Genomic DNA, 12,051 nt, shown 5'->3' on the forward strand with positions numbered 1-12,051 from the left:
CAATAACTCAACATTTTTGTGGAACAGGCATCTTGCCTGTTGGTTCCACAATAACTCAACATTTTTGTGGAACAGGCATCTTGCCTGTTGGTTCCACAATAACTCAACATTTTTGTGGAACAGGCCGGAAAGCTTGTCAAGAACGGGCAAGATGCCCGTTCCACAAAAGATGAATTTTCTTGTGGAACAGGCATCTTGCCTGTTCCTAAACAAGTAATTGAGAAGGGTGGAACATCTCAGTTTAACCTAACCTATGCAGACCTCTACAGACTGTCTGTAATGCGCGCATTACAGACTATTTAGGGCGTTTTTAACCACAAACTTAAATTTAAAATCTAAAATTTAGATCGATATACCTCACTAGGAGTACATTTCTATGCCCGGCCCGAGCCCTGACGGTCTTTCCTATCTTTTAGATGATAGCCCCAATAGTTTCGCCTTGACTCCGGGCTTTGTGACTCCTTATCCTAACGGATTTTTTGCCCTCGGCGGCAACGATTTTATTGTCGGTTCGTCGGATGCCGAAATAATTAGCGGTGATAATGGTAACGATCGCATTCTCGGCGGTGGCAATTCCGATACGCTGTTAGGGGGTGCAGACAACGATGTACTTAACGGTGGTGTCAGCAGCGACATCTTGTTTGGCGATGCCGGCAGCGATACCTTGCAGGGAGGTAAGGGAGATGACGCCCTCAACGGTGACTCTGGCAGCGACGTTTTAGTGGGGGATGGTGGCAAAGATACGCTGACAGGGGGTTTGGGCCCAGATACCTTTGTCCTCCGCAGCAACTCCGCAGTCTCCGATCCGGCGGCTGCAGACGTTATTACTGACTTTAACAGTTTTGTGGATTCGATCGGACTGACTGACAATCTTACCGAAGCTGACTTAATTCTCGAAGAAATATCGATCGCCCCGGGTATTTCCAATACATTAATTAAAATTCGCCAATCCAATGCTATTTTAGGCTTGGTAGCCAACGCATCTCCACAAGACCTCGCCGATACATTCATCTCTGCAACTACCGTATTGGGCAACCAACTGGATCAAGCTCGCGATTTAGGCGTTTTGGGCGGCACTCAAACAATCGCAGACTCGCTTAGCAAGGCCCGGCCAGACGGCCTTTACCGCTTTACTTTGCCTGCAACTAGCGACTTTAAATTAACTGTTAGCGGTTTGACGGCGGATGTTGATGTTGCTCTAATTAAAGATCTTAACGGCGACAATTCTATTGACTTCACCGACATTATTGGTTCTTCTCAAGAATTGGATTTATCGCCGGAGTCGATCGATATCAATGGTTTAGACGCAGGAACTTACTTTGTTCGAGTTTATCAATACCAAGGCAGTACAGATTTCACCCTCAATCTGTCTGCAACCCCTGCAACTGTTTCTCCTAACAATGCGAGCAACTTGCAAGGTTTTGACTCTCGTTTTGGGTTCGGTTTGGTGAATGCAGCGGCGGCAGTTGCTAAAGCTCAAGGTACTGCAACTTTTCCTGATGTTCCCGATTTGGGCGGCGACGAGTGGGGCAGAGATTTAATTAAAGCTCCAGAAGTTTGGGCCCAGGGGTTGACTGGAGACGGAATTGTGGTGGCAGTTATCGACAGCGGAGTTGACTACAATCACCCGGATTTGACGGGGAATATTTGGAGCAATGCGGGGGAAACCGGCGTTGATGCGATCGGTCGCAATAAAGCTAGCAACGGGGTTGATGATGACAACAATGGGTTTGTTGACGATTTCCGAGGATGGGATTTTGTCAATAACGATAATGACCCGATGGATGATAACAATCACGGCACTCATATATCGGGTTTAGTTGCTGCGAAAAAAGATGGGGTTGGGATTACTGGAACGGCTCCGACTGCGAAGATTATGCCTTTGAAAATACTCGATCGGGCAGGGGTAGGTAAAATTCGGGATGAAATTAATGCGATTAATTATGCGGTGGCAAATGGAGCGAAGATAATCAATGTGAGTTTGGGCGGTCAACAGTTGAATGCTCAAGAATTGGATGCTATTCGAGCGGCTGAAGCTCAAGGCGCGATCGTGATTTCGGCGGCGGGAAATGATGCTCGCCCACAAGTAGATTATCCGGCTCGGTTTGCCAATGAGGTAGGAATTGCTGTCGGTGGTGTTACCCGAAATGGCTTGTTTGGGGAGTATTCTAACCGGGCGGGTACGGAGACTATTAATTATTTTGTTGCTCCGGGCGGCGATGGCGGCAGGGCGGATTCTGGTGATGTTTATTCAACTGTGCCGCTTTCTCAACCGGGGATTCCCTATCGATATTTTGCAGGTACTTCAATGGCAGTGCCACAAGTATCCGGCGTGATAGCTTTGATGTTGCAAGCTAATCCGAGTCTGACTCCTGCTGATATTAAGAGGATTCTTGCGGAAACTGCGAATCGAGCGGTTTGAATTAATTGATAATTGGTAATTAGTAATTGGGAATTGGTAATGGGATTGACATACTGTTACCAGATTTCGTAGGGGCGGGTTTCACCAACAATATCGAATTTCTACTAACAATATACATAAACCCGCCGCCACACAACTAACAATTTACATCAACATTGATTTGTATTGAATGCGAAAAATGTACAAGGGGTTTACCGTGGGATAGGGGCGGGTTTTATAGATTGTTAATTAACCTAAATATTGTTGGTGAAACCCGCCCCTACAAGCCAAATTAAAAATTGGCGGCGTAAGTTAAGTCAAATTGGCGACACAGGGTGATGCAGCAGTAGGTTGGTCGATCGAATACTAACTCGTAATTCATCTGCCCGTCAATTTTGGTGATCGGCTGCTTTAAGGGGATGCCCTGAATGTCGTATTGGCGGCGTTCTAAGGCACTCCAGTCGATAATTTTAACGTCGATTTGGTTCTGCAACTCAGTTGCGATCAGATATAGGTGCATCTTGTCTTGAACTTTCCCAGTCAGGGGAACTTTTATTAACACTGACTGGGTGACGAGGGGTTTTTGGTCGTTGGGATGCTTCTGGGTGTGGCAGCTTTTGAGTTCTATATCGTAAGGTTCTACCTTGAATTTCTCTCCACTGGCGATCGCAGATGAGTGCAAATCTTTCAGGCACTTTTCTAGGTGAGGAATCAGCCCTAAGTCTGGATCGCACAGCAGCTTACGAATGTTGGAGGTTTCAGTGACTGTCATTTGAGATTTTTGATGTTATTTTTTTATTCTTAACTTTTAGCTTACCACGAAAAGCCAACCTATCGAACTCTACTTGCGACATACTTCCACAAAGGCCGTTTATGGTTAATATGTCGCAGTGAACAAGACATTTTTTTGCACCAAACCCGTGTTTTTTGCCTTAATGTTTTAGATTATTTTTGGGTAAGTTTCCACAAATTAAGATCGACATCAGTGTCAGCCGGATCTATTTGATAGTTTTGTTGCTGAATTGCCGATCGCAAAGTAGAGGACGGTCTGTATAAAAACAACTCGCTGAAACCGCCGGGAATTTGCGGGGGTTGGGGTTTTTTCTTTGCCAATTCTCGATTTTTGTAGCAAGAAGTGTAACAGCGGGGTTCTATTAGCAGTTTGACTTTTGGTTCTAGGTAATAACTTAAAGGCATGATATGTGCGATATTGGCATCGCTGATAATTAGGGGATTGCTGGCTTGATTGACAGTCCCAGCTACTTCCAAGGTACGCAACCAACCGCTGCCTTTATTCCACCAAATATCTGCTTGAGAACTAACTCCACCGGATATAATACCTGCGGAAAAAACGGCAACTATAACTATTTTCCACAGTTTTTGCTGTTTGAAGTTCTCCAAATTGCTACTAATTTTCGCAGACAGCAGGTAAGCCACTGCTAGCTGAATTCCCACATAACAAGGAACTAAATAGCGCGGATTTGCCGATCGCCTTCCACCCTTGATTATATCAGGGACTGCCAAAAATAAAGCAGTGGTTGCAATTAATAACAATACAATCAACCACACTCGCTTTGGTGTTTGTCGGCATAGATAATAAAGGGCATAGCCGACTAAAGCTAGAATTATGATCCCAACTGGAATTACCAAGGCTAGTTGGGTGGCGTTGGCAGTTCCATCGATGCCAAGATCAAAAAATGCTATGGTGACGGAACCAACCCACCTGCTGACTAATCTTAAGAAATTTGTTTGTTCTGTCCATGCTGTTGTGCTTCTAATTTGATTGAAGTTTTCTAAAGAATTTATCAGGGGAGGGATGGAGGCAATTAATGCTACTACAACTGCTACATAATAGGCAATAAATGTTTTAATATCCCGCCAGTTGGCAATGATTGCGATGTAGATTGCATGGGCGGCGGCGACGCAGACAAATAACAAGTGGGTGTAAAATCCCATTGCTGCTGTGACTGCGTACAGTGCCCAGTGAGACACAAGGGCGAGAGCATTTTGATTTTTGTCAGGGCGCGTGGCTCGCAGTAGGGCTGCACTGGATAAAATAGTAGTTAATGTCCACAAACTGTACTGTCTCGCTTCTTGGGCAAACAAGATGTGGTAGGGAGAAATTGCGAAAAGTGCGATCGCCATCCACGCTACGGCTGAAGATTCAAATAACTCCCAAGCCAGCCAATAAATTGCGGGAAATACTAGCAGGCTAATCACGGCGGCCAAACTTCTCATTGCTGTAACAGAACTGCCGAACCATTGCGCCCAATGTCGCGCTAGTATGTAATACAGCGGCGGGTGTTGGGGGTCTTCTGTTGCTAAAGAATGTAGCGTGTCAGTTAAATTGTGTTCTGAATTTATCTGCTGATATTTTTGTAAATCCGAGGGCGAGGTTATTTTCTGGTACGAAATTTCTGTGATTATTTCGGCTTCGGTGTAGCCAGAAACTCTCAAAGAAGTATATGTTTCGTCGAGCCAGTAAAATTTGCGATCTAGATTGGCGAAGCGAAATAAAACACCTATGACTAATACGGCTATAATTAAAAATCGCAGCCACTTGTCAAGTGAAGGGTTGTGAGAATTGAGTCGATCGCGATCTTTGGTAGATTCCATTTTAAACAAACTCAAGTGCTGTTACTATATAAAACATCATTTAGTGACTATTTTGCCTAGGATAATTTCGTCATTTTCTGCATAAATTGTTTGTATTTTATATTGATTACTTTGGGCAATTTTGGTCTTTAATTCGGGAGAAAGACTGTACAAAAATATCTCGTCAAAATTTTCCGGTATGTCAAGATTATTTGTAGGTGACATTAGTAATAATTTAGCTTTGGGATCGAGTTTGTGACTCAGACTGAGTAAATTGCCGATATCCCATACAATATACTCTGAAAAGTCTGTTATGATTAATGGCTTAGAAGCTGAGTTGATTGTGCGGGCGATCGAAACGTTAAGAAGAGAGCCAGATTTATTCCACCAATTATCTGCAGACACATAGAGGCAGCAAGACGCAATTCCAATTGAGAGCAGAACAACTAGAGCTAATCTCCACAGCTTTTGTAATTGGGCTGTAACTTGAACTTGAGTAAAAAGATAAGCAACAGATATCTGGATTCCTAAATAACAGGGAATCATGTAACGAGTGTTGACCGAGCGAATCCCTCCCCTAATTAAGTCCGCTGGTAATAAAATCCCTACTATCACGAACGTTAAGGTCACAACAAACAACCAAACTCGCCTTTCTGTTTTACTGACAAGTAAATAAAAAGAATACCCGACCATTATTAAAATCATTAAAATAACTGGCAGAGTAGATATCAAATAGGGTCGTGGCAACTCCCAGTAAAATCCCACATCAAAAAATTGATTGCTAATGTTCAATACCCAACTTTTCATCAAGTCGGAAACAGGTCTTCTCAGAGACAGCCAAGATGTTTTATCAGTGGCATTGCCCGAATTTTTTATAAAAGCTATCATCCAAGGACACAGAGCAATCAATCCTGCTATTGATGCTAGCAAATAGCCAATTACCGTCTTGTTAAACCGGAATTTTTCGATAATTAATACATAGATTCCATGTCCTATTGCAACTATTCCAAATAAGAGGTGAGAATAAAACCCAACTACTAATGTTACAGCATAAATTGCCCAACTACTATTAGTTTTTAGGCGCATTCCTCGTAGCAAGACCGCGCTTGACAGTAAAATTAACATGACAAACAAACTGTAAGGTCGAGCTTCCTGAGCATAAACTACCTGAAAAGGCGATACAGCTATTATGACAACTGCTAACCAAGCTGTCACCGATGACTCAAATAATTCTAAGCATAGCCAATACATACAAGGTAATGCCAGCACGCTAAAAACCGCCGACAAACTTCTAGTTACTGCGATTGAATCTCCAAACAGTTGCACCCAAAATCTCACTGCTACAAAGTACAGGGGAGTAAGTTGAGATTCTTCTATTGCCAATCCTTTTACGGTGTCAAAAACGCTTTTATCTGCATTTATCCGCTGATACTTTTGTAGACTTTTTATTTCCTTGATTTGACCGTCACCAAACTCTTGAACAAATTCCGATTCTGTATAACCCGAAATCCGCAGAGAAGTGTAACCTTCGTCTAGCCAGTAAACTTTTTTGTCGAGATTGGCGAAACGAAAAAATATACCCATGACTAATATAACTATCATTAAAAATCTCACCCACTTGTCAAGTGAAGGATTGTGAGAATTTAGACGAGTACCATTTTTTCTATATTCCATTTTAAGTAAATTCAATTAGAACAACAGAATAGGTGCCCCCGACTTTTTGGAACCATGATAGCATAGACCCGACTTCTTTAAGAAGTCGGGTATCAAATCTTAATCAAACGAATTTGAGATTAATCATCCACTCCTTCAATCGGTGCAAAACCCTGCCGCTGAATATTTTCGGTTATGGTGCGGGGTTCGAGGAATTGCAGCAAATAATCCGGGCCACCAGCTTTAGAACCAACTCCCGAAAGTTTGAATCCTCCGAAGGGTTGCCGCGATACCACAGCGCCGGTAATTCCGCGATTGATGTACAGGTTTCCGACTTCAAAATCGGATGCGGCTCGATCGATATGCGAAGGCGTGCGAGAATACAATCCGCCGGTTAAAGCAAAATTCGTGCCGTTAGCAATCGCAATCGCTTCGCTGAAATTATGAGCCCGAATCACCGACAAAACCGGGCCGAAAATTTCTTCTTGGGCGATAGTGGCTGTGGGCGATACTTCGGTAACAATGACTGGGCCGACAAAATAACCGGTTTCTGGTGCCGGCATTTCTAAAGCTATTTTAGCTTCGGCGCGACCTGTTTCGATGTATTCGCGGATGCGCGAATGGGCATTTGCATCGATCACAGGGCCGACTTGAGTGCCGGGATTTTCTGCAGGGCCGACATTGAGCGATCGCGTCGCTTCTACCAATCTTGCCACAAAATTATCGTACACCGATTCGACCACAATTACTCGCGAACAAGCGGAACATTTTTGGCCACTGTATCCAAATGCCGAATAAACTACGCCTGCAACTGCTTGGTCTAAATCCGCACTTTCATCGACAATAATTGCATTCTTGCCGCCCATTTCCGCAATTACTCGTTTCAGGTGTTTTTGTCCAGGCTGCAAAATCGCAGCATCGGCATAAATCCGACAGCCAACTTCCTGAGAACCCGTGAAAGTAATCATGTGAACGTCAGGATGTTTCACCATGTAAGCGCCCACCGTTGAACCTTTGCAAGGCACGTATTGAAATACGCCTTTGGGGATTCCGGCTTCTAGCAATATTTCAGCTATTTTCGCTGCAATTACTGAGGAAACTTCCGCAGGTTTGAGCAAAGTACAATTACCTGCAACCAGCGATGCAACTGTCATGCCGACGGGAATTGCGAGGGGGAAATTCCAAGGTGAAATGATTAAAGAAATGCCGCGCGGCTGATAGCTGTAGCGGTTAGTTTCTCCGGGAATATCGTAATTTTTCCCTTGTTCCAACCGTTCCATTTCATCGGCGTAGTAGCGACAAAAATCAATAGCTTCGGAGACTTCTGCATCGCATTCTCTGACTGGTTTGCCGACTTCAAACACCATCCAAGCTGATAGTTCGTGCCGCCGCTGTTCCATCAATTCTGCGGCTTTGCGGAGGACGCCGGCGCGCTGTCGGACGGGGGTTTTTCGCCAACTGGTGAAGGCTGCTTTTGCTGCTTCAAGGGCTTGTTTGGCCTGTTCTTCGGAAATCAATCCGATGGTGCCGACTACTTCTGTGGGATTGGAAGGGTTGAGTGAGTTAACTGTTGCTTCAGTATTTTGGTACTCGCCATTGATTAGCGGTAAATAGGTTTTACCTAAGTTGGCGCGCACTGATTTGATGGCTGTTTCTGCTTGTTGCCGCAATTTGGTATTGGCGTAGTCGGTATCGGCAACGTTGGGAAATACTTTGCTGTAAACTAGCTGGTCATTTCCACTAGCAACTGGTGCGGCTAACAATTGTTCGATCGGCATTTCTTCGGAACTTTGCCGGATGAAAGAACTGTTGGCGGTATTTTCCAGCAAACGGCGGATCAAATAAGCCATTCCCGGCAGCAAATCGCCGTAGGGGCAGTAGACTCGGACGCGATAACCCCGATCGACCAAAAGCTTAGCCAATTTGTCGCCCATGCCGTACAGCACTTGCATTTCAAAGCGGCGGCGCGGTATATTGAGAGTCTCGGCAATGGCGATCGCCCTCGCTTGCGATCGTACATTATGACTGCCAATAGCTGCATACAAATATTCGTGATTTTCTAACAGCAACTGCGTCATCTGCTCGAAATTGGCATCGGTAGCAACTTTGTCATTGTAGACCGGCTGCGGCCAATCTTTCTGCATGGCTTTGATAGTTTCCTGATCCCAGTAAGCACCTTTTACCAGCCGCACAGTTACCGGATTTCCGCGTTTTTTTGCCCAGGAAATCAGGTTTCGCAAATCTTGGGCACTGTCGCGCAAATATGCTTGCAATGTAATTCCAATATCCGTGCGACTGCGAAACTCTTCCTCTAACAATAAGTCTTTGAGAATTGTCAGAGTTAAACTTTTGTAAGCATACTGTTCCATGTCAAAATGAACAGCAGCGCCCAACTCCTTCGCGCGACGCAGTAAAATGCGAATTCTCTCGCTTACTTTCTCCTCACTACCTTTAGCATCCAAAGGGTCAAACTGAGAATAAAAAGCCGTTAACTTTACGGATACTTGCACTCGCGGCAGAGTTTCGCCGTCAGCTTTGTCAATTGCATCTACCTGCGGCCAATTCTTCGCTGCCTTCGCTAGTTCCTCCATCAATTCCAAATAGCGGTTAAGATAAATTTGCGCCTCAGTTTCAGTGATAACAGCTTCCCCCAAAAGGTCAACTGTAAAACCCATTTTATCTTTGCGAAGCCGCTCTAAAGTTTTAACTACCTGCTTGATATTTTCCCCAGAAATATACTTGTGCGCCAAAGTTTCCACCGCAGGCGCAACCGTCGTCGCGGCCAATTGTCCAGGAATCGACTCAGCGTTAGTAAAATTGAGCAATTTTTTCAAAGCTTCGGGCAATTCTACCTCTTCAGCGGTCAGGTATTCTTGCAAGTGGCGGGCAATTTCCGGCTTGCTGCGGAGTGCCGGCAAACAGTCAATGAATCGAAACAATTGCACCCGCAGTCCGGGGCTGGCCATCGCCCAATCCATCAGTTTGTCGTCCCACCGCATTTGGTCTTGGAGTTGACCGAAAAAAGATCGCTTTTTGTCTTGAGTTGCCTTCAGGATTTCTTTGGCAATTTCTTGGGTTTTTGCTTCGTAGATACTTGGAGATATTTGTGCGACCATTGGTAATAAGTAATTGGTAATTTGTATTTGGCAACAGGGGGGCTTATGTATTTTGTAACTACCCCCTGATACAATTATAGTTGCTATTTGACTTCAATTTTAACTTGGTAGTTTGCTTGGCGATCGCCTGAAATTTCAATAGTATAATCGCCGCTACTGGCTAATTGACCTTGCCACTGACCTGTGCTATCAGCAGTACCTAACTTTTCACCGTTAGGAGCAATAATTGCTGCGCTAACTTGACCTTCTTGAACATTTATTGTCATGCTTTGGCCGCTATTGCACTCCAGTAAGTAGCGCCTGGATATGTTGGCTCGCAAACTACTGCTTAGAGTAGTTCCCGTAGCACCAGCTTGAAAGTAAACTCGCTCGGTTACAGGGGTTTCAACCGCAGCGGGAGTTGGAGTTGGAGAAGGCAACGGCAAAGGAGAAGGCAACGGCGAAGCAAGTTGCGGAACACCAGACAGAGAGGGGATTTGAGTGGGACGGGGCGACGGAGGGAATGTGGCGGGCCGTCCATTTCCAGGGGCTGGGGGAAGTCCGGGCCGACGGTTGACGGGCGCTGTGGCGACAGGCGGAGGGCTTTCGGGGAGGGGTACGTCAGCGGGTAGTTTGATTTGAAGGTTCGCTCTTTCCTGATACATTCTCCACGCTAGCAAACTGCCGAGACTAAGGACGGAACCGACTAAGATTCCGCTGAGAAAAACTGCTAAGATTTGCCACGAGCGAGCTGGTTTGGGTTCGGGGTTGGCAGTTGGAATTGTTGGATGCGGATCACTTGTAATTTGAGTTGTTTCCGGCGTACTATCGGCGGTAACGGGAATTGTTTCGGCTGCGTCGATTGGCGCTGAAATATCTTCGGGCGCGCCAATTTCTGCGGTAGTTTCTGCTGATGCGGAAGTTGAATCAGCCCTGGCAATTTCACTGCGCTCGAACTCATCGCTGCTAGGGGAAATTATTTCCGGGTGCTGAGTCAAAATTTGTTTTTTTTCCTGTTCGTCGCTCATGGGGCTAAAATTATTTTACAAAGACCGCTTTTAGACATTTTACGTTACTGGTGCGATCGCCTGCACTGAAATTATCTAGCAGAAGGAAGAAGGCACTCTAAGAGAGTTTGACACGGATACACGGATTAATTATCGAGGGTTAGGCAAAAGTTAGAAGGAAGATAGTTCATCTGCATACAAACCTGCCATGATATTAGTCTATATTGTTCAACTTAATTACTGCTTCAATCTCGTCAGGAAATGCTTCAGCATAAGCCCAGGCATTTTTCAAGTCGCTAGCACTAAGATGCGGATAATCTTCTAAAAGTTGAGCATCAGTTGCACCTAATCGACGAGACTCTACCAATCCCCAAACAGAAATTCTAGTCCCTGCAATCCTGGCATTACCGCCGACTACACCGGGAGTTTTTTCAATTCCCTGCCAGGTGTTGGCTAAACTTTGAGCTAATATCTGTATTGCTTGAGCTTTCTCGGGCGGACTCAGGGAAAGCAGTTGCGGTTCTAATTCTTTTAGTGTCATAGTTAATCAGGAGTTTGGCTGCTGGGAAGGTCGTATCTCTATTATAGCGATCGAGCTTTTTACTGGTAAAAATAAACCACCCGACAATAAAATGGTACTTGTGTGGAACAGGCATCTTGCCTGTTCATAAAAATGGTACTTGTGTGGAACAGGCATCTTGCCTGTTGATAAAAATGGTACTTGTGTGGAACAGGCATCTTGCCTGTTCATAAAAATGGTGCAAGATATTATTTGTCGCGCTCCTCTCTAATTAAAGCGGTACTATCTAGTATCATCCCCATATTCGCCGGACGAGACTCGCGACGGTGGCTGATTTCTGCCAATATTTCTGTTACAGAGTTTTTATTTTTTCCTGAGAGGGGTTTTGTCTGTGTTGACAACTCGGCTTCTAAAATGGCGATCGCAAACGCGGTAATCGAGAGGTTTTGAGCCGCGGCTAACTCTTGCAGCCTCGTATACAATTCCTCTGGTATATTTTCTATTTGTAGGGTAGCCATCTGTTAAACTCCTAGCATAGTTTTCCTAAATATTAGCATAGGAATGCGGGTTTAGGAGGTATATTGAGATTTACTGTTGGGTGGGGGCGGGTTTACGAGATTGTTCGTTACAGCTCACATCTTGCACCATTCTCAAGAACGGGCAAGATGCCCGTTCCACAAAGAGTAGATTTTCTTGTGGAACAGCATTAGTGACAAGTTAAGGTGATGGGTAAATTGTCAAGGGGGTATTTACATTGGTTAAAAAATAGATGAAACTCAG

At 44.8% G+C, this 12,051-nt stretch carries 9 protein-coding genes; 1 reads left to right on the forward strand and 8 read right to left on the reverse strand.

Annotated elements, in window-relative coordinates; all coding sequences use genetic code 11:
- The coding region (locus QUB12_RS33465) for a hypothetical protein (RefSeq protein WP_333146621.1) at positions 1-194 on the reverse strand (194 nt) is incomplete at its 3' end.
- Positions 195-376: 182 nt separating this feature from the next.
- On the opposite strand from QUB12_RS33465, the gene QUB12_RS33470 reads away from it, so the two are divergent.
- Positions 377-2,422, forward strand: a complete 2,046-nt coding sequence (locus tag QUB12_RS33470) for a S8 family serine peptidase (RefSeq protein ID WP_333138546.1) — start codon at positions 377-379, stop codon at positions 2,420-2,422.
- A gap of 271 nt (positions 2,423-2,693) precedes the next feature.
- Here QUB12_RS33470 and QUB12_RS33475 read toward each other — a convergent pair whose 3' ends face one another.
- The 7 genes from QUB12_RS33475 to QUB12_RS33505 form a co-directional block, all read right to left on the reverse strand.
- Positions 2,694-3,173 carry a hypothetical protein gene (locus tag QUB12_RS33475; protein WP_333101727.1) on the reverse strand — a complete coding sequence of 160 codons (480 nt, stop codon included), beginning with the start codon at positions 3,171-3,173 and terminating at the stop codon, positions 2,694-2,696.
- 173 nt (positions 3,174-3,346) lie between these two features.
- A complete protein-coding gene (locus QUB12_RS33480; protein WP_333310506.1) occupies positions 3,347-5,017 on the reverse strand; it encodes a glycosyltransferase family 39 protein in 1,671 nt (556 codons plus the stop codon).
- Between the two features lie 36 nt (positions 5,018-5,053).
- Positions 5,054-6,598: a glycosyltransferase family 39 protein gene (locus QUB12_RS33485; protein WP_333138550.1), complete on the reverse strand. Its 1,545-nt coding sequence runs from the start codon at positions 6,596-6,598 to the stop codon at positions 5,054-5,056.
- Between the two features lie 191 nt (positions 6,599-6,789).
- Entirely contained in the window at positions 6,790-9,765 is a 2,976-nt protein-coding gene (pruA, locus tag QUB12_RS33490) for an L-glutamate gamma-semialdehyde dehydrogenase (protein WP_333138552.1), read from the reverse strand.
- Between the two features lie 83 nt (positions 9,766-9,848).
- Positions 9,849-10,772, reverse strand: coding sequence for a hypothetical protein (locus tag QUB12_RS33495; protein WP_333138554.1), 924 nt, complete (start codon positions 10,770-10,772; stop codon positions 9,849-9,851).
- A 193-nt stretch (positions 10,773-10,965) separates the two neighbouring features.
- Positions 10,966-11,292: a DUF433 domain-containing protein gene (locus QUB12_RS33500; protein ID WP_333138556.1), complete on the reverse strand. Its 327-nt coding sequence runs from the start codon at positions 11,290-11,292 to the stop codon at positions 10,966-10,968.
- Between the two features lie 227 nt (positions 11,293-11,519).
- Positions 11,520-11,789 (reverse strand): FitA-like ribbon-helix-helix domain-containing protein, encoded by a 270-nt coding sequence (locus tag QUB12_RS33505; RefSeq protein ID WP_333138559.1) that lies wholly within the window; start codon positions 11,787-11,789, stop codon positions 11,520-11,522.
- Positions 11,790-12,051 lie beyond the last annotated feature (262 nt).

The organism is Microcoleus sp. B7-D4 (genome assembly GCF_036705125.1).
Lineage (GTDB): Bacteria > Cyanobacteriota > Cyanobacteriia > Cyanobacteriales > Microcoleaceae > Microcoleus.

Coding starts and splice junctions, on each gene's coding strand:
- QUB12_RS33475 (WP_333101727.1), bottom strand. CDS start 3,173: ATGACAGTCACTGAAACCTCCAACATTCGTAAGCTGCTGTGCGATCCA.
- QUB12_RS33505 (WP_333138559.1), bottom strand. CDS start 11,789: ATGGCTACCCTACAAATAGAAAATATACCAGAGGAATTGTATACGAGG.
- QUB12_RS33500 (WP_333138556.1), bottom strand. CDS start 11,292: ATGACACTAAAAGAATTAGAACCGCAACTGCTTTCCCTGAGTCCGCCC.
- QUB12_RS33470 (WP_333138546.1), top strand. CDS start 377: ATGCCCGGCCCGAGCCCTGACGGTCTTTCCTATCTTTTAGATGATAGC.
- QUB12_RS33485 (WP_333138550.1), bottom strand. CDS start 6,598: ATGATAGTTATATTAGTCATGGGTATATTTTTTCGTTTCGCCAATCTC.
- QUB12_RS33480 (WP_333310506.1), bottom strand. CDS start 5,017: ATGGAATCTACCAAAGATCGCGATCGACTCAATTCTCACAACCCTTCA.
- QUB12_RS33495 (WP_333138554.1), bottom strand. CDS start 10,772: ATGAGCGACGAACAGGAAAAAAAACAAATTTTGACTCAGCACCCGGAA.
- pruA (WP_333138552.1), bottom strand. CDS start 9,765: ATGGTCGCACAAATATCTCCAAGTATCTACGAAGCAAAAACCCAAGAA.